The following is a 19,408-nucleotide window of genomic DNA, read 5'->3' on the forward strand; positions in this document are numbered from 1 at the left end:
CATCAAGGATATGATGTAGGTAAGGAACGCCATACAATAAAATAACAATAAGTTTTGAAAGCACAACCTCATGAGCCCGAGTTTTACAGGATGTAGAACTCGGGCGATGATTTTTTAGGGCTTATTTTTTCATTCTCATTGTTTTTAAACAAATTAAATTTCAATCAGCTCGATTCAGTTTTAAGGCTTTAGGTGTGTTTTGACTGCAAAACTTGCTGATATAAATCTAAGGTTTGATGACACATATCTGCCAAGCTGAACAATTCAACAGGGGTGACACTTTGCGGTATTTCCAGATGCAATTGCACTGCATTGAATAAAGCCACTTGGTCATCTGCTGCGATGAGCCCTTGCGGATACAGTTGTGACAAAATTTCAGCCACACCACCACGGTTCCAGCCAATCACAGGTGTTCCTACAGATAAAGCCTCAAGTGCAGTGCGTCCAAAGGTTTCCGCCTGATTGGAAAGTGAAAGTACAATATCGCTAAACGCAAGCCACTCGCGAATGTCAGAACGGTGTCCAACAAAGGTTATCGCTTCGGTCAGATGTTTATCCCGAATATTGCGTTCCAGTTCCTGTAAATAAGCTGCTTTTTTAACATCTGCACCGCCTACAACAACAGCATGAATCTGTGGATACTGGGTTTTTAATTTCGCAATTAGATCAATCAATGTTTCATGACCTTTTAAGCGGGTGATACGTCCCGGCAAACAAATTAAAAACTTATGTTCAAGTTCTGGGAAATCTTGATAGGTTTGTTGCATCCATTGTGCCGAAGGTTGATACCCGTGCGGAAATGCAGCAGGGTCAATTCCACGATAAATACGGACAATATCTTCAGGTGGACAGTTTTGATAATGATCACGAATGTATTTGACTACACTGTCAGAAACTGCGATCACTTTTTCCGCTTGGGTCATAATTTGGCTGTAACGGTTAACTGAATAAAAACCATGTACAGTTGAAATTAAGTGTGGACGTTTTTCGGCTGGAATACCTTTTAGGGAAAAATGAGTTAGCCATGCAGGTACGCGGGAACGTACATGCACAATATCAGGTTGATGTTGCATAATCAGTTGGCGTAAAGGACGGATTTGCCACAAGCTTGATAATGATTTTTTGTGGATGGCTAACTTTAAATGAGTGGAACCTTCAGCTTAGAGTTGGTTAACCATCCGTCCGCCATTCGACACCACCAATGACGTATGTCCTTGAGCGACCAAGGCTCGGGCGATTTCGAGCGTACCGCGTTCTACACCGCCACTGTTTAATTCGGGTAATAACTGCATGACTTTCATGAATCTTTCCTTCTGCCGTACAGATTAGTAAATACTGTCATAACCTTCGGGGCGGCTCTTAAACCGACGATGAAACCACATATATTGGGTAGGAGCGATCCGTAATTGCTGCTCAATAATGAAATTGGTGCGCGTTGCATCTGCAACTTCATCTGCGCTTGGGAAATCCAGCAGTTCAGGTTCAATCAAGACTTTATATTGAGGGTTGGAAAGCTCACCTGTACGGTAAAAATATAACGGAATTGCTGCGGCTTTGGTCATTTTAAGTAAACGACGATGCGCTGTAACTGTCGCAGCAGGCACGCCAAAAAATGGCGCCATAACACCTTGTTTTAAACCAAAGTCCTGATCTGGGCTATACCAAATGGCACGACCATTTTTTAAGTGGCGGATTAAACCACGCATGTCATCGTGGTCAATTTGATGACCGTAAATGGTGGCGCGACAACGGTAAATCAGCATGTCCAGTAAGGGATTGTTTTGTGGACGATAGACCACATCGGGGTCAAAATATTGTGCACAGACATAGCCACCTGCATCTAGCAGAGTAGAATGTGTGCCTAACAATAAAACCCCGCGACCATCTGCTTGGGCTTGCTGAATATGTTCCAAACCTTCAACCTGAGTGCGTCCTTTAAACCACTGTGGACAGTACCATGCATTTAAGGTTTCAAATACGCCCAGCATTTGATCAACAAAGACTTGGCGAGCATTTTCATGTACTTCAGCCTCGCTCCATTCAGGAAAACACACTTCCAAATTGCGTAACGTAGTTACGCGACGTGACTTCATGCTGTTAAAGGCAAGATTGCCTAAAAGCTGCGCCAAACGATACTGAATCGCCCACGGCAAAATGGCTAAAATCATCAGGTAGACAATGCCAATCCAGATGCCCCAATATTTTGGCAACAGGAAAGACCATTGAAATTCGCCTGGTGGATATTCAGTGTGTTGACTCATAATGACCGTGTAAAGTGTTGTATCGTTGCAGTTTAGCACGAACCGATTTTAAAATTTAAAAGCATACGTCCAATGGGAAAGATGCTTAAAATGGTTTTGCAAAGCTTTGGTATTGGGGACAAGTCCTGTGCTTAAAAAGTTAGGAATAATCACTTAAGCCAATATGCTTAGTTACCATTCGCTAAGTTTTCCAGTTCGTCCCAACGCTCTAGTTTTTTCAGCAGTTCTTCATCAATTTCAGCCAAACGCTGTGAGGCTTTGGTGGCTGCATTGGCATCTGTTACAAACCAAGAACCATCCGCCAGTTTTTCAGCCAATTCGGTTTGTTCCTGTTCCAGTGCTTCAATTTCACCTGGCAACTGCTCTAAAGCACGTTGATCTTTATAGCTCAATTTTACTTTTTTGGCCGTTGGCGCTGCTGCAGCTGCTTCGGCTTTGGCAACGGCTTTTTTAACATCACTTTTTTGATCAACTACAGTTTGGTCTGGGCGTTGCTGCAAGTAGTCCTGATAGCCGCCAATATATTCATCAATATTGCCTTTGCCATCAAATACCCAAGTCGAGGTCACCACGTTGTCCATAAAAGCACGGTCGTGTGAAATCAGCAATAAAGTACCCTTATAGTCGCTGAGCATTTCCTCAAGCAACTCTAAAGTGACCATATCTAAGTCGTTGGTCGGCTCATCCATCACAATTAGGTTAGATGGTTTGAGTAGTAATTTTGCCAGTAAAATACGGTTGCGTTCACCGCCAGACAAAGCTTTAACCGGCGTGCGTGCACGTTCTGGTGAGAATAAAAAGTCTTGTAAATAACTATAGATATGACGACGTTGTCCGTTCACATCAACAAAGTCTGAACCTTCAGACACGTTATCTTTGACCGACTTTTCCAAATCCAAGACATTGCGTAATTGGTCGAAATAGGCAATTTCCAGTTGTGTGCCTGTTTTGACAGAGCCACCATGCTCAATTTCACCTAAAATGGCTTTAATCAGGGTGGTTTTACCGACACCGTTATCGCCAACTAAACCAATACGATCGCCACGTAATACCAGTGTTGAAAAGTCTTTGATAATCGGAGCTTGATTGCCAAAGGCCACTTGTAAATGTTCAATATCAAAGACCAGTTTGCCTGAGCGATTGGCTTCCTGCGCTGCCATATTGACTTTGCCTTGTTGGAAGCGACGTGCTTTTGATTCTTCACGTAAGGCTTTTAAGGCACGCACACGTCCTTCGTTGCGGGTACGACGTGCTTTAATGCCTTGACGAATCCATGCTTCTTCTTCGGCCAGTTTTTTATCAAACAGCGCATTTTGTTTTTCTTCGGCTTCTAGTTGCTGCGCCTTTAAATCTAAATAACGTGAATAGTTACCTTCGTAGCTGCGTAATACACCACGATCTAACTCGACAATGCGGGTGGCGATACTATCGACAAAAGCACGGTCATGCGAAATAAACAGTAGAGTTAAATTATTTTGATCGAGTAGGAATTTTTCTAGCCATTCAATACTTTCCACATCTAAGTGGTTGGTCGGCTCATCTAGCAACAATACGTCAGGTTGGGTGAGTAGGGCACGTGCCAACAACACACGACGTTTACGTCCACCCGATAAATCGGCCAAGTCGGCATTTGGATCAAGTCCCATTTTACTTAAAATGGCATTGACCTTATTTTCTAGCGCCCAGCCATCAAGCTGATCTAGCTTGTGTTGCAAGTTCCCCATACGGTCACAGGCATCCATATCGCCCAATACACAGGCATCACTGGCTTCGTGATAGGCTTTTAATACTGCAGCAGCTTCACCTGCACCATCGGCCACAATATCGGCGACTTTGCCTGAATCCATGGGTACATCTTGCGCCAACATGGCAATGGTGATGCCATTTTGAATGGACACTTCACCTGCATCGGGCAGTAAACTTCCTTCAATCAGTTTAAGTAGAGTAGACTTACCTTCTCCATTACGGCCAATCAAACACACTCGTTCGCCACGTTCTAGGTTAAAATTCGCGCCGTCGAGCAAGGCAGGTCCACCAAATGCAAGTTGGACATCCCTTAAAGTAATATAGGCCATAGTGTTTCCTAAAAAATCTCAAATGAGGATTTGAAATGACTAAACAAAGTATAGATGATCAGGCGTCATTTTCCGCACCCATTGAAGATTTGCAAGTGCGAATTGCATTTTTGGACGATTTAGTTGAGCAATTGAATGAACAAGTGGTTCATCAAAGTCTGGAAATTGCTGATTTAAAGAAACAAATGCAGTTGTTATATCAGCGGGTAGAGTCGGCAGATTTGTCGGATGGGATTGCACCATTTGACCCGATGACCAATCGCCCACCACACTATTAATCAATCGTACTTAATCAACGGTATTGGTTTCCGTGCTGATTTTAATTTGACCTTTGCTGTACTTCCCGCTGTAATGCTCGGCTGCTGTGCCTGAATCTTTTAAACCCTATTGTGTCCGCTAAAGTTTATGTCCTCTAAAGTTGTATTACTTGACCTTGAAAACAACCTGCCTACCGCGACTTTGTTGCGAGAAATTATTGAGCATCATCCGAGTGTGTATCTGTTTAATTGTGCAGGAAAATTTGAATATAACTTGCAGGATTTAACTGAACTCGCTGGCTGGATCAGTACGGGTCAACTTATGATTTTAGACAGCCCGCGCGCAGAGTTTAAAGAGTTTGAATATGCAGTGGTAGTTGGGCAACTGATGGCACTGCTAGAGCCAGAAACACAAGTTGAAGTGATTTCTGCGGCTGACAGTATTCAGATTTTAATGGAAATGTTGCAAGCATCTGAAATTGCCTGTCACCTGATTCATATTCAGCCTGAAATGCAGTCTGGGAAAAGCAAAAATCGTTTACCAAGCCCAATGGCAATTCGCAGCAAACCTGAATTGCTGTTGGTAAAAAAGTACTGTGATGCGCTGGCAAAAATGTCAGGCAAGCCAACCAACTTAGAAGCTTTAAAACACTCAATTGCCAATATTTTGCAACTTGAGGCCGACAAAGTGCAGCATGTGGTTGGTATGTTGATGAGCCTGAAAATTGTAAAGCGGGTGGATGAACAAATTAGCTTTCGTAAAAAAGTTCTGAAACAATGGGCTCAACTTGACCTAGATGTCGTGGAAGAATCTACGCAAGAGGCGACAGTCACTTCTACAATCGTGGCGCAAACTGAAGCCGTAGAGCCACATCCTCAGCACAGTTTATTTAAAAACTTTAGCCAAATTGACCCTGTGCAATGGGAAGTTGCCAAAAAGTTACGTGAGCTAAAGGGTGAAAAACCGAAAGATATTTATGAGTTGCGTGATTTACTAGAGCGGTTATTTCCAAAGTCTGATATTCGTTTATTGCTCAAAGAACTGATTGAAAAAGGCTATATTTATTGGAATGGACATGAAGTGCTATATAGTCATGAGATGTTCTTGAGTTAAAAGATTGTGAGAGTGTATGAAAAAAGTCTTGTTGTTGGATATTGAAAATTTACATAAATCAGAAAAAGAACTTCTAAAATATTTATCTGAATATCAATTCGTGTATTTGGTATATGCAAAATCACCTATAAATTTAAGCTTAGATGGTTTGCAGATGCTTTCTGATTTTGTGAGCAAGAAAAAGCTTGTTCTTATTAAAATGCCTAAGATTGGCCCAGATGCTGCAGATTTTGGATTAGCTTTCTTAGCTGGTCAGTTATCTATTCAAATGGATAAATCAAATGTTGAATTTGATGTAATGTCTAATGACAAGAAAATTGAATATATTGTTGATTTATTGACAGTAATGGGTTTTAAGTCTCAACAGTTAAAAAGGGATCTCTTATCTTCACCTAGCAAAGAGTTCAAATTAATAAATCAAGAAACTGATTTAAGTTCTGATGAACTGAAACCTTTACTGTTTGCAATCCAATTACTTTTAAAAAATCAACCCAAACAATTTAATTCATTAAACAATGCTCTAAAGTCTTGGTTAAAAGGATATACAAGCAATACCAGAAAGATTATTGAGCAGTTAAAAGATTATCAATTGATCCAAATTAAAGATCAGACTGTAAGTTATGAGCTATCTCGGATGAAAGATGCTCTTAAATTTAGAGAAAAAGGTGAGGTACAGGCTTTGAGTAAAGCTTTACCGTCAGTTGATGAAATTCAGATTAAGCCGCACTTGCAAAGAGTGAAACAGTATTGTGATTATCTAAGTAAAATTAGCAATAATAAACCTGCAAAATTAAATAGTTTACTGAATTCGATTCAATCTGTATTAAAGTTAAACGCTCAGCAATTGGCTCAAGACTTTATCAATATTTTAATAAAGCAAAATATTGTTAAGCAAGAAAGTACTAAACTAATATATAACGATTCCTTGATTGAGGCTTGGGCAAGTCTAGACAAAACTTGTTTGAATACAACAATAATTCAGACAAGTTTGATGGAACAACCTAATACGGAAGTTTTGTCATAAACAGTATAAGCTTCTGATAAAGCCAGTTGATTTTAGTCGGTGGTACTTGCGTTTTATATTGTGCTTATGCAACTCTAATATAAGAATAGAAAGGTTGTACTATGGAAAATACTGGAATTTGGGTTGCCGTTGCCATCATTATATTTGTGATGGGCTCTATTTTTGGTCTGCGTGTCAGCCCAAGAGAAAAAGCTTTAGGATTGATGCGTGAAAAAGCCCGAAAAATGGGACTACACCCTCGTTTGGTGGTTGCACCTGATTGGACAAAAATCCCCAAAGCTACGGAATCACGTGCCAGTATGGTGGCGTATTACAGCGTACTCATTGCCGATGCACGTTTACCGTTAATGCGTGCTTTAGTGACAGATCAAAAGCTAGAGCTGTTGCATGGCGATGAGAAATTCCAAGGCTTACCCATTGCATTAAAGGGCATTTATGCTATTGATATGCAGGCAAACTGTGTAGGAATCTATTGGGATGAAGAAGCCGATCTTCGCGCAACTCAATTAGATGAGATGAAAGCCTTTTTACATAGCTTGGCTGAACGTTAATTTTTAAACCATTAAATAGGAAATACGGTTACTTATGGCGAACGCTCCTCGGTCCACATCCAAAAGCACTGCAGCCAAATCTGAAGCTGGTCACAAACGTGCTTTAGTGATTGTGGAGTCGCCTGCAAAAGCGAAAACAATCAATAAATATCTTGGTTCGGACTACATTGTGAAGTCTTCGGTCGGTCACGTGCGTGATTTGCCAACCAGTGGTGGCGCAAAAACCACAGAAAAGAAAACCACCACCCGAACCAAACTGACCGAGGCTCAGAAAGCTGAAAAAGCTCAACAAGCATTAGTCAACCGTATGGGGGTTGATCCTGAACATGACTGGAAAGCACACTATGAAGTGCTGCCAGGCAAAGAAAATGTAGTCGCTGAATTAAAAAAACTGGCATCGCAGGTCGATGAAGTCTATCTCGCAACGGACTTGGACCGTGAAGGGGAAGCGATTGCGTGGCACTTAAAAGAAGTCATTGGTGGAGATGACTCACGTTATCAACGTGTCGTGTTTAACGAAATTACCAAAAATGCGATTCAAGAAGCCTTTAAGCATCCTGCGCGTTTAGATACCAACAAAGTCAATGCCCAACAGGCACGTCGTTTCTTAGATCGCGTGGTGGGTTTTATGATTTCGCCACTGCTCTGGGAAAAAATTGCCCGTGGTTTATCGGCAGGACGAGTGCAGTCAGTTGCGGTGAAGCTGGTTGTGGAGCGCGAGCGTGAAATTCGCGCCTTTGTACCCGAAGAATATTGGCAAGTCTTTGCAGATACTAAATCTGAAAAAGATGACATTCGTCTAGAAGCGGTTAAGCAAGCGGGTAAAACCCTCAAGTTACGCAACAAAGCTGAAACCGATGCTTTACTGAACTTGATTAAAGATGCGCAATACACCGTATCTGCACGTGAAGATAAGCCGACCAAAGTCAACCCAAGTGCGCCGTATATCACGTCAACGCTGCAACAGGCTGCGAGTACCCGTCTTGGTTTTTCAGTCAAGAAAACCATGATGCTAGCACAGCGTTTGTATGAGGCAGGTTTTATCACCTATATGCGTACAGACTCGACCTTCCTGAGTGATGACGCGGTCAATATGGTGCGTACGCATATTGAAGCGGAGTTTGGTCAAAAATATCTGCCTGCTAAACCAAATCGTTATGGCAATAAAGCAGGTGCACAAGAAGCTCACGAAGCGATTCGTCCATCTAATGTTGCACTTAAAGGCGACAGTTTGGTAGGTGTAGAACGCGATGCACAGCGCTTATATGACCTGATTTGGCGTCAGTTTGTGGCCTGTCAAATGACACCCGCCGAATATTTGTCATCGACCATTTTGGTTGATGCCAATGGTGTTGAGTTAAAAGCCAAAGGTCGTACGCTGGTCTTTGATGGTTTTACCAAAGTGCGTGGGCAAAACAAATCGGATGATGATGTGTTGCTGCCTGCAGTTAAAGTCGGTGAAATTCTTAAATTAGAAAAGCTTGATCCATCGCAACACTTTACTAAACCACCTGCACGCTTTACTGAAGCCTCTTTGGTTAAAGAGCTTGAGAAAAAAGGTATTGGACGTCCATCGACCTATGCTGCGATTATTTCGACTATTCAAGACCGTGGTTATGTCAAACTGGAAAACCGTCGTCTATTTGCCGAAAAAATGGGCGAGATTGTTACAGACCGTTTGGATGAAAGTTTTAATAACCTGATGAACTACGACTTTACAGCAGACTTGGAAGGTCAGCTGGATAAGGTTGCAGATGGGGAGCGTAACTGGAAAGACTTGCTCAACAGTTTTTACGGTGACTTCAAACAGCGTTTGACCAATGCACAGGGCGAACAAGGCATGCGCCGTAATCTACCAGTAGAGGTTGATGCGGTACATTGTAAAGAATGTTCACGTCCAATGCAGATTCGTACAGGTACAACAGGGGTATTCTTGGGATGTTCAGGCTATAACTTGCCACCAAAAGAACGTTGCAAGGGAACTTTGAATCTAACTCCTGTTGAGTCGCTTGCTGCATTGTCGGATGATGATGCCGCTGAAACTGCAGATTTGATGTCGAAAAAGCGCTGCTCAATTTGTGAAACTGCCATGGACAGTTACGTGATTGATGGTGGTCGTAAACTGCATATTTGCGGGAATAACCCAGACTGTGCAGGTTTCGAGCTAGAAGAAGGTGAGTTCAAAATTAAAGGCTATGATGGTCCAACCATTCCGTGTGACAAGTGCGATGGTGAAATGCAGCTGAAAACAGGTCGTTTTGGCCCTTATTTTGCCTGCACCAGTTGCGAAAACACACGTAAAGTACTCAAGAATGGTCAGCCTGCGCCACCGCGTGTTGATCCAATTAAAATGGAACATTTACGCTCGACCAAACATGATGACTTTTTTGTACTGCGTGATGGTGCGGCAGGTTTATTCTTGGCAGCCAGCAAGTTCCCGAAAGTGCGTGAAACTCGTGCCCCGAAAGTGGCAGAGTTGCGTACGGTAGCAGAACAGCTTGATCCAAAATATCAATTTATTCTGCAAGCACCTGATGCAGACCCAGAGGGTAATCCAACATTAGTGAAATTCAGCCGTAAGAATCAAGCGCAATATATTGGTTCGGAAACGCCTGAAGGCAAACAAACCAAATGGTCATTGGTTTACCAAGATGGTAAATGGGTTGAGGCTTAACACGATCTATTATGGAGTTGAAGCCAAAAAAATTCGCCATTTTAATCGATGCAGATAACTCATCGGTCAACTCGATTGAGTCTGTATTGGAAGAAGTGGCGAAGTATGGCATCGCCAGTGTAAAGCGCGTGTATGGTGACTGGAGCAGCGAAAGTCTAAAAAATTGGCGTGATGTACTTTTACCGCACGCCATTACGCCTGTACAGCAATTTGCTTATACCAAAAGCAAAGATGCCACCGATATGATTTTAATTATCGATGCCATGGATTTGTTGTATAGCGGTGCTTTAGATGGTTTTTGTATTGTATCTAGCGACAGTGATTTCACGCCTTTAGCCTCTCGCATTCGTGAAAGTGGTTTAATCGTTTATGGTTTTGGGCGTAGTAATACGCCTGAAGCTTTTCGTAAAGCCTGCGATAAATTTATTTATGTAGAAAACTTGGTGTCCGAAGCTGAAAAAGCTGCGGTAGCAGAAGAATCTGATCAGAAAGGGAAAAATAATAAAGTTACCGATGTTGCACTCAGCATAGATAAATACACCTTGAACCTGATTTATAAAGCGGTCAAAGAAAATGCCGATGATAGTGGTTGGGCTTATTTAGGGGCAATTGGTACGTATATCAGCTCGGTCAAGCCCGACTTTGACACCCGAAACTATGGTTACGATAAACTCTCTGGTTTAATTAAAGCCTTGGGTTTATTTGAAACCAAATTACAGGGCAGTCAGATGTATTTGAGAAAGCGTAGTTTTAGTACGTTTGTCAAACTTGTCCAAAAAACCATTCAGCAACTTGCAGATCAGGCAGGTTGGGCAAAAATTTCCGAGATTATTCAACATATCGAACAAAATGATCCCTACTTTAATATTCAAAATCAGGGATTTGAAAATACACAGTCAGCTATACTTTCAATACACAGTGGTTGGTTGGAATTTTCCAGTGATCACAATCGTGTTAAAGTCGGCAAGCTGATGTCTTAATGTTGTCCTAATTCATGTGGAAAAAAATCCGAATTTTATGCTTATTGCTGGTTTTGCTGGTCGTTGCAGTCAATGCTTGGCGTGATCAGAGCCAAGACTGGAATAAGCCCATCATCGTATTGTTACACCCAATCAATGCCGATGGACGATCAAACACCCAAAACTATATCAATACATTAAATATCAATAATTTAAATTCTGCTCAAGACTATCTAAAACAAGCTTCTTTGCAGTATCGTGGGCAACCGCTTGCGCTCTATTTCAAGCAGGGGCGAGAATTAAAGCAGTTGCCACCGAAAGTGCCTGAGCAGGCATCGCTGCTTAGCACTGTACTTTGGAGTTTAAAGTTCCGCTTTTACGCTTGGCAGCAACGACAAAGCAGTGATGGTACAGCAACAGTGACGCTGTACCTGAATTATTATGATCCGAGTCAAACTCAAATTTTGAAGCATTCCACCGCTTTGCAAAAAGGCAAAATTGGCTCGGTGAATTTATTTGCTTCTGCTGCGCACAGTCAGCGTAATACGATGGTGATGGTGCATGAATTACTGCATACCTTTGGTGCCACAGATAAATACGATTTGAGCACAGGTCAGCCGATTTATCCGATTGGTTATGCAGACCCAAATCAGCAACCATTGTATCCACAACGACAGGCTGAACTGATGGCGGGTTATGTGCCACTTTCGCAAAGCAAAAGTAAAATGCCTGAATCGTTACAACAGACACGTATTAACGAAATCACTGCCATAGAATTGGGCTGGAAATAATGTGGATAAGCATGTACTTATCCACATCTCTACAATAGAGCTTGTGTAAAAGTATGTGTTTAGGCATGAACCGAGCCATTTATATTCATGGGTTTATTCCTAAACCGATCTGTTAAACTATTCATCCACCCAGTACGATGAGTCACTATGAGTTTAGCCAGCCTAATTGATGAATTGAATCCCCAGCAAAAACAAGCAGCCACGACAGCATATCAACATAGTCTGGTCTTGGCTGGCGCAGGCTGTGGCAAAACCAAAACCATTGTGGCACGTGCAGCGTACTTGATTGATCAAGGTATTCCAGCCAATCAAATTCAAATTTTGACCTTTACCCGCCGTGCGGCGAGTGAAATTGTCGCACGGGTGGAGTTGGCACTGGGCGAGCAAGCCAAAGGCTTACGTGCTTCGACCTTTCATACTTTTTGTATGTACTTGTTACGACGTATTCCTAAAGCTTTTGGCTTGGAACAATTTTCTATTATTGATCGTGATGATCAGTTGATGATGTTTCGCCTCATTCGCGGAAAAGATGATAAGAAAAATCCAAGTCAGTTGCCTAAGCCTCAAGAATTATGTGATTTGTATTCTTTTGCGCGGAATACCCGTCAAAAACTGAGTGTGGCTTTAGAAAAGCAACAGCCTGAATATTTGGCATTAAAAGATCAAATTGCTGAAATTATGCAGGAATACGAAAGCCGTAAACGTGCACGTGGCTTTCTCGATTATGACGATATTTTGGCTGTGGTGGCATCGGCATTGGCGCAGTCGGAAGGTCTGGTCGATTATGTCGCGTCAATTTGTCAGCATCTTCTGGTCGATGAAATGCAGGACACCAATCCTTTGCAATGGGCTTTGCTTGAGCCTTTAAAAGATCGGGTCAGTTTGTTTTGTGTGGGCGATGATGCACAATCGATTTATGGTTTCCGTGGTGCAGATTTTGAAAATATTCATCATTTCACAGAGCGCGTACCCAATGCTCAAATTTTCAAATTAGAGCAAAATTACCGTTCTACGCAGGAAATTTTAGACCTGTCCAATTGGTTGTTAGATCAAAGTGAGATTCGCTATAACAAACGGTTGCAGGCGCATCGTGGTGATGGCATCAAACCCAAAATGCATATTTTCCCGAATGAATTTGATGAAGCCAAATGGATTGCGATTGATATTAAAGAGCGACATTTCTTGCAAGGCGCGCCGTGGTCAGATCACATGGTCTTGGTGCGTTCGAGTTTTGCAGCGCGACATATTGAAGCCGCGTGTATTGCGGCAAGTGTGCCGTATCGTTTTATTGGCGGCATGAAGCTCTTGGAAACTGCGCATGTGAAAGACTTACTTAGTTTATTGCGCGTTATTGCCAATCCTTTAGATGATATTGCATGGATGCGTTTTCTCACTTTATGGAATGGCGTGGGTGATGTCGGTGCGAGTAAGTTGGCGCAGCAATTGTTACTTGAACCGACAATGGATAAGGTGATTGAAAAGCTGGAAAAATTTGGACGCTTGCCAGAAAAAACTTTATTGATCATGAAGCAAATGGATGTCTTACGCCATGAAGTTGCGGCTTGCGTCGGTTTAGGCATTGAAGCGATTCAGGAACAATTGACTGATAACTATAAAAAAGACTGGAATCGTCGTCAGGGTGATTTTCAGTTGGTGCAACAACTGGCGGGTAAGCATGCGCAGTTAAGTGAGTTTTTAGAAGAATATGTGCTCGATCCTGTGTCTATTTCTGAAATTGAACGCCAGTCTGATACCGATGTGGTCACTTTAATCACCATTCACTCTGCCAAAGGTACGGAGCAAAAAGTCTGTTATGTGGCGAATGTGACTGCAGGGCAGTACCCGCATGCACGGGCGCAGGGCAGTTTTGATGATATTGAAGAAGAACGTCGAGTGCTGTACGTGGCTTTGACCCGTGCCCAAAATGAACTGATTTTAACCAAGCAAAATTTTAATTTATGGGCGCGTGATACGGTAGATGAACAAGGGCGCAAACTGGACAGTTATTTTTTGAATGATCTGACACGGCAGTTGTGTGCGATGGAAACTCATCACCGTACCCGTCAGCAAACTGTGAAAAGTGCCTTGGTGGAACGCCAAGCGATTAATTTAGATTTTGGTATAGATCTCGATTAAACTATGCCACATGGTTTCCTGCAAAAAGTAGAGTAGGCGAGTGCTTTTTGATGTTTTTTGCCTATTTTAAGGTTGTAAGATGAAAATTTTAGTTCGTAGTTTAGAGCGTACTGTTACTGAAGAAGAATTGTTAAAACTTTTTCAGGAATATGGCACTGTAGAATCTTGTAATTTGGTGTTGGATGCTGCAACAGGAAAATCTAAAGGTTTTGCATTTGTAGAAATGCCACATGCACGTGAGGCAGTAAAAGCCATTAAAGCGCTGAATACTTTGCGTCTGCATGGTCATGGAATACGTGTCAAAGCAGCAGAAGATAAGCCTGCATCAAAATAGTTCAAAGGGAGCAAAAAATGCTCCTTTTTTATGCGTGATTTTTAGTAAAAATACGAGATTGGCACTGCATTGGTGCGCGATTTTATCGCAGTAAAAATAGTGTATTTTTTATTGGGTGTTGCAGGAAAATCGGTTTAATCTAAGCTTCTTAGAACGCTAAATTGAGGAAATGCTCATGTCCCGTGTTGCTCGTTTTCATGCAGATCGTACCAATCAGAAATTATATTTCGCCCGTCTTTCATGTCAGCAGGCCGAGCAAACCGAGCATGTTCAGCAAGCGCAGGCACATCGTGAAGCTGCGGTGTTTCATTTAAATGGCGCGGTGCTGGCTTTTTTGCAGGAATTGGTGCGGTATTATCGTTTAAATGACAGTAATCCAACCCTTAAATCAATTGAAGAATTGATGGCAGCCAAAGGGCAGATTTCCCCTGAAGTGGCAATTTTGGAGCAACTGAGCAAATCGGGTTTTATTGCAGAGTTAAAGCGCGCTTATCGTTTATGTCAGTACACGCCCGAGCCAAGTGCACCAGAACCTGAACAGGAAACGTCATCCAATTTGATTATTAAAGTCACGCAATCTCCGCAAGCATGGCTACCAGATACGAAAATTTTGCGCGAATGGCATCGTGACTTAACCCAGTTGATTGATGGTTTTCGTAATGAAATGGTGGAATTTTAAGCCGACCAAACGCCCTTGAAAAAAATCTGATCAGCCCGATATAAATATTCTGAACGATGCAAAGTGCAAGCGCCTTTGCCGCCATGTCGAGCATGGAGGATATATGTCTATAGAGCAATTGAAAGAATTATTTGGTAATCAGGAAGCAATTTTAGAGCTGGTTCAGCTTGAAGGTGGCGAGTTGGCATTGCGTAATGCAGGCTCAGAGAAAGAGCCATTGGTCAAAATCCAGTTCAATGACGAAGTCAAAGCCATATTGGGCGATCAGACGGCTGTTGTGGCACAGCACATGATTCAGGCGGCATTATTTGGCTTGTTGGAAAAGCAGGTCAATGAATGGCATGCCGAAATTGTGGATGAACAGCCGCAATTTATGAGTTAATCCGAAAAGGTCTTTCGGTGATGAGCTATCTTTAATGAATAGATTGTCTATCTGCTTTGGTTAAAATCATGGACATTATTAGATAGTTTTTCATCAACACAATGAAAGCCAATCTATACGTCAACAAAAAAAGCGCAGCTTAAACGGTGCGCTTTTTGTGATTTTGGCTATGGGTTTTAGATGAATGATGCTCAATGCGTTGGTGGCTGATGATGGGCAATTTCAATTTGATTTAAAATATAATTGCTCATATTTTTCGCCATTTCTTCTTTGGCAAAATACACTTCACCAATGTTGTCTTTACGAATTACTTCCGCTTCGGCTTTGCTTTCTGCACATACCAAAACCTGAATTTCAGGGTTTAGGGTTTTGGCAATATCCACAATTTTATGAATATCCAGAATGTCCATAGGCGAGAGAACGAGTAGTCGTGCATGTTGAATATGTGCCTGAATCAGTACACCCGCTTCTGTGGCAATGCCGCTGACTGCAGCAATGCCTTTTTCGCGTAAGTCTTCGACAATTTCACGGTTTTCTTCCGCAATCACGACCTTAATATTCTCAGCCATTAAATTTTTAGTAATGCGGCGTCCGACTTCACCATGTCCAACAATCACCACCTGATCACGTAAATAATCTTGAGAAACTTCATCGGGCAGCATGGCTAAAGGGTCATTGCTGCGTTCAAGCAAACGCGCCAAATAAGAGCGTTCCCGAATCCAGTTTTGCACAGGCTCAATCGCAGAAAAAACAAAGGAATTGAGGGTAATTGAAATGAGTGCGCCTGCTAAAATCAGGTTTTGTCCTTCTAGTGACAGCAGTTGTAAAGATACACCTAGCGTTGCCAAAATAAAGGAAAACTCACCAATTTGTGCCAAGCTCGCGCCTACGGTCAAGGCTGTATTGAGTGGATAGCGGAAGAACAAGACCAATGCCATGGCTGCAATGGTTTTACCCACCATGATAATGCCGACGACCGCTAAAACGTGCAGTGGTTCTTCTATCAGAATACGCGGGTCAAACAGCATGCCCACAGCAACGAAAAATAGAATGGAGAAAATTTCACGTAAGGGTAAAGTTTCTTCTTCGGCGCGATGACTGAAATCAGATTCTTTGACCACCATCCCCGCAAAGAACGCCCCAAGTGCCATCGACACGCCAAAGATTTTATAAGCACCAAAGGCAATTGATACCGCAGCAGCGACCACAGTCAGGGTAAACAGTTCCCGCGAGCCTAAGCGAGCCACAATTTGCATAATGAAGGGCACAAGGCGTTTGCCAACAATCAGCATAAAGGCAATAAAGCCTGAAACTTTTAATAAAGTCAGTCCGAGTGTTAGCCAAATATTTTCATCACTGGCATTGTCGATAGCTTGTCCACCCAGTAATACAGCTGTGGCAGGCAAAAGCACCAATGCTAAGACCATCACTAAGTCTTCAACTAACAACCAGCCTACGGCAATTTTACCGTTCACGGAGTCGAGCAGGCCACGATCACCCAATGCTTTTAAGAGCACAACGGTACTGGCACAAGACAGACTCAAGCCAAAAATTAAGGCAGAACCAAAACTCCAACCCCACATCATCGACACGCCTACACCGAGCAGGGTCGCCACGGCGATCTGCAATACTGCACCAGGCAAAGCAATGCGTCGTACCTGCATTAAATCATTTAGCGAGAAATGCATGCCAACACCGAACATGAGGAACATGACCCCAAGTTCTGCCAATTGGTTGGCAAGATGAATATCTGCCACAATGCCCGGTGTGTTGGGACTAATGATGACACCTGCAATCAGATAGCCCATAAGCGGTGGAAGGCGTAAGCGCGCAGCGATATAGCCAAATACCAGTGCCAAGCTAAAACCAACGGCAAGTAAGATGATGAGTTCTACATCATGAGGCACGAGAAACTCCTAAGCCATGGTGAAGGTGCGGTCAAAAGACTGAAATAAGACAAGCACAAATAGTGCCAAAAAAGAAAACGAGGAAATTTTAACAAGTGAGGCAAAAAAAGTGCAAAAAAAAACGACCTGAATAAGGTCGTTTTTTAAAAAAGCTAAAATTATTTGATTTTAGCTTCTTTGAAAACTACGTGTTGACGGATTTTTGGATCAAATTTTTTGATTTCCATTTTTTCCGGCATAGTACGTTTGTTTTTAGTAGTGGTATAGAAATAACCTGTACCAGCTGTAGAAACTAAGCGAATCTTATCACGCATTGTCCTGACTCCTTACTTAGATCTTTTGACCTTGAGCACGAAGGTCAGCAACAACCTTTTCAATGCCCAATTTGTCGATAATACGCATACCTTTAGTGGTTAAACGAAGACGTACGAAACGTTTTTCGCTTTCTAACCAGAAACGGTGGTTGTGCAGGTTCGGCTCGAACCGGCGCTTAGTTTTGTTGTTGGCGTGTGAGACGTTGTTACCAACGACTGGACGCTTGCCGGTAACTTGGCAAACCTTAGACATGGTGTAACTCCATTGATTTAGCCAACAGCAAATCTGTATGGCCAGTCAAAAATAAACGGATGAATTCATTCAAGGGGCGTTTTATATCAAAAATACGCTTAAAAGACAAGCGATTTTCTTCAAAAACAGCATGAGCGTGTTTGATAGCTCATGCCTTGATCAGTTAACGAAGAAGCGTCTTCGAAATCAATCGATGAATCGGCTTATCAAATGGGGGGAGAATGAACTTCAAGCTGTAAAGCTTCGGATTAGACATTACCGACCGTTCATGTGACAAGCTGAAAAAACCTTCTGGACCGTGATATTTCCCCATGCCCGATGCACCAACACCACCAAATGGTAAGTCATCTTGTGCAACGTGGGTCAATACAGTATTGAGTCCGAAATGCCCTGAATGGGTTCGCTGTGCGACATAGTCGGCACGCGCCTGATCAAAGTCGAAATAGTATAAAGCAAGAGGACGCGGTCGGCTATTAATAAACTCGATTACATCATCAATTTGTTCATATTCTAAGATTGGCAGGACTGGACCAAAGATCTCATTTTGCATAATTTGCATGTCTGGACTGACATTGGTCAGTACCGTTGGTGCCATTTTACGGGTTGCAGCCACATTTTCACTTTGCGGATTAATTTCAATAATATTTGCACCTCGCTCACGTGCATCTTCTAAATAGCCCTGTAAGCGACGATATTGTTTGTCATTAATAATAGAAGTGTAGTCTTGGTTATCACGAATATGCGGATACATTTCGGTCACAAATTGCTCGAAATGCTCCATAAATTCGGCAGTTTTGCCTTTAGGCAAGAACATATAGTCGGGTGCAACACAGGTTTGTCCAGCATTCCAGAGTTTACCTACCGCAATACGCTGCGCTACATCGACCATATCGCTAGATGGATGCACCAAAACAGGGGATTTTCCACCTAGTTCTAAAATGACAGGCACAAGGTTTTGTGACGCGGCAGCCATTACAGTTTTGCCGACTTCGGTAGAGCCTGTGAAAATAATTTTGTCAAAAGGCAAATGACAGAACGCATCGGAAATAATACCGCCGCCATTAATTACTGCCACCAATTCCTGTGGAAATGCTTCGCTCATGGCGTTTTCCAGTACTTTACCAAAATGCGCAGAAGCACTGGAAATTTTGATCATGGCATGGTTGCCTGCAGCCAAAGCACAGATCAGTGGGCCTAAAGACAACAGCAGCGGATAGTTCCAAGGTGCAATAATGCCAATTACCCCTAAAGGTTGATACTGTACCCATGCTTTTGCAGGTTGGTGGATAATACCAACCTGACGTTTAGATGGCTTCATCCAGTCGGTCAGGTTTTTGCTGTAATATTTGATATGTTCCAAGCAGGTAAGTAATTCACCAATTTTGGTTTCTGCAATGGCGCGGTTGCCATAGTCACGGTTAATGGCTTCGGCAAATTGATCCTGATATTTCACAATCACACGTTTTAAGCGGGCTAAGCGTTCAATGCGTTCTTTGGCACTTGGGACAGGATGACGCTGATAGGCATATTTCTGCAATGCCAAAATATCATCCAGACGTTGTAAATCGGGTGAATGTGGGGTCATTGAAGTTGTTTTTGTTTGACTGTTCATGGCATGTTACCATTCAATAAAAGCAATATAAGTTAATTTTTAGAGTATTTACTCTAATCAGTCAAGTGACTTTATGTTTTCATGC

Annotated in this window: 16 protein-coding genes and 2 pseudogenes; 11 read left to right on the plus strand and 7 right to left on the minus strand. The window is 42.4% G+C overall.

Going from position 1 to position 19,408, the window contains the following annotated elements:
- Window positions 1-188: 188 nt before the first annotated feature.
- The 3 genes and pseudogenes from FTV28_RS11030 to FTV28_RS11040 form a co-directional block, all read right to left on the minus strand.
- Window positions 189-1,301, minus strand: a pseudogene (locus FTV28_RS11030) (glycosyltransferase).
- A gap of 24 nt (window positions 1,302-1,325) precedes the next feature.
- On the minus strand, window positions 1,326-2,261 hold the full coding sequence (locus FTV28_RS11035) for a lauroyl acyltransferase (protein WP_179990478.1): 936 nt from the start codon (window positions 2,259-2,261) through the stop codon (window positions 1,326-1,328).
- A 167-nt stretch (window positions 2,262-2,428) separates the two neighbouring features.
- Window positions 2,429-4,336, minus strand: coding sequence for an ATP-binding cassette domain-containing protein (locus tag FTV28_RS11040; protein WP_179990480.1), 1,908 nt, complete (start codon window positions 4,334-4,336; stop codon window positions 2,429-2,431).
- Window positions 4,337-4,371: 35 nt separating this feature from the next.
- Between FTV28_RS11040 and FTV28_RS11045 the strand changes: the two genes are divergently transcribed.
- From FTV28_RS11045 to FTV28_RS11095, 11 genes and pseudogenes are all read left to right on the plus strand, one after another.
- Window positions 4,372-4,614, plus strand: a complete 243-nt coding sequence (locus FTV28_RS11045; protein ID WP_004976120.1) for a SlyX family protein — start codon at window positions 4,372-4,374, stop codon at window positions 4,612-4,614.
- 127 nt (window positions 4,615-4,741) lie between these two features.
- The gene (locus FTV28_RS11050; RefSeq protein ID WP_179989444.1) at window positions 4,742-5,707 is read left to right on the plus strand and encodes a hypothetical protein; all 966 of its coding nucleotides are present in this window, start codon (window positions 4,742-4,744) and stop codon (window positions 5,705-5,707) included.
- Between the two features lie 16 nt (window positions 5,708-5,723).
- The gene (locus FTV28_RS11055; protein WP_096901707.1) at window positions 5,724-6,731 is read left to right on the plus strand and encodes a PIN domain-containing protein; all 1,008 of its coding nucleotides are present in this window, start codon (window positions 5,724-5,726) and stop codon (window positions 6,729-6,731) included.
- Between the two features lie 101 nt (window positions 6,732-6,832).
- Window positions 6,833-7,282 carry an ammonium transporter gene (locus FTV28_RS11060; protein WP_004976129.1) on the plus strand — a complete coding sequence of 150 codons (450 nt, stop codon included), beginning with the start codon at window positions 6,833-6,835 and terminating at the stop codon, window positions 7,280-7,282.
- A 34-nt stretch (window positions 7,283-7,316) separates the two neighbouring features.
- A complete protein-coding gene (gene topA, locus FTV28_RS11065; RefSeq protein ID WP_179990483.1) occupies window positions 7,317-9,956 on the plus strand; it encodes a type I DNA topoisomerase in 2,640 nt (879 codons plus the stop codon).
- An 11-nt stretch (window positions 9,957-9,967) separates the two neighbouring features.
- Window positions 9,968-10,699: pseudogene (locus FTV28_RS11070) on the plus strand (NYN domain-containing protein); the annotation flags it as partial.
- Window positions 10,700-10,950: 251 nt separating this feature from the next.
- A complete protein-coding gene (locus FTV28_RS11075) occupies window positions 10,951-11,706 on the plus strand; it encodes a hypothetical protein (RefSeq protein ID WP_179988460.1) in 756 nt (251 codons plus the stop codon).
- A 147-nt stretch (window positions 11,707-11,853) separates the two neighbouring features.
- Entirely contained in the window at window positions 11,854-13,842 is a 1,989-nt protein-coding gene (locus FTV28_RS11080; protein ID WP_179990485.1) for an ATP-dependent helicase, read from the plus strand.
- A gap of 79 nt (window positions 13,843-13,921) precedes the next feature.
- Entirely contained in the window at window positions 13,922-14,176 is a 255-nt protein-coding gene (locus FTV28_RS11085) for an RNA-binding protein (protein WP_004976139.1), read from the plus strand.
- 175 nt (window positions 14,177-14,351) lie between these two features.
- On the plus strand, window positions 14,352-14,855 hold the full coding sequence (locus FTV28_RS11090; protein ID WP_179988458.1) for a DUF6586 family protein: 504 nt from the start codon (window positions 14,352-14,354) through the stop codon (window positions 14,853-14,855).
- Between the two features lie 103 nt (window positions 14,856-14,958).
- Window positions 14,959-15,237, plus strand: a complete 279-nt coding sequence (locus tag FTV28_RS11095; protein ID WP_131261040.1) for a hypothetical protein — start codon at window positions 14,959-14,961, stop codon at window positions 15,235-15,237.
- A gap of 191 nt (window positions 15,238-15,428) precedes the next feature.
- Here the strand turns inward: FTV28_RS11095 and FTV28_RS11100 are convergent, their stop codons facing one another.
- From FTV28_RS11100 to FTV28_RS11115, 4 genes are all read right to left on the minus strand, one after another.
- On the minus strand, window positions 15,429-17,144 hold the full coding sequence (locus FTV28_RS11100; protein WP_179990487.1) for a cation:proton antiporter: 1,716 nt from the start codon (window positions 17,142-17,144) through the stop codon (window positions 15,429-15,431).
- 158 nt (window positions 17,145-17,302) lie between these two features.
- Window positions 17,303-17,458, minus strand: coding sequence for a 50S ribosomal protein L33 (gene rpmG / locus FTV28_RS11105; RefSeq protein ID WP_004976146.1), 156 nt, complete (start codon window positions 17,456-17,458; stop codon window positions 17,303-17,305).
- Window positions 17,459-17,474: 16 nt separating this feature from the next.
- Entirely contained in the window at window positions 17,475-17,711 is a 237-nt protein-coding gene (rpmB, locus tag FTV28_RS11110; RefSeq protein ID WP_004976147.1) for a 50S ribosomal protein L28, read from the minus strand.
- Window positions 17,712-17,874: 163 nt separating this feature from the next.
- The gene (locus FTV28_RS11115; protein ID WP_004976148.1) at window positions 17,875-19,323 is read right to left on the minus strand and encodes a coniferyl aldehyde dehydrogenase; all 1,449 of its coding nucleotides are present in this window, start codon (window positions 19,321-19,323) and stop codon (window positions 17,875-17,877) included.
- Between the last annotated feature and the right edge of the window lie 85 nt (window positions 19,324-19,408).

It is taken from the genome of Acinetobacter sp. YH12252, from assembly GCF_013417365.1.
Classification (GTDB): Bacteria; Pseudomonadota; Gammaproteobacteria; order Pseudomonadales; family Moraxellaceae; genus Acinetobacter; species Acinetobacter towneri.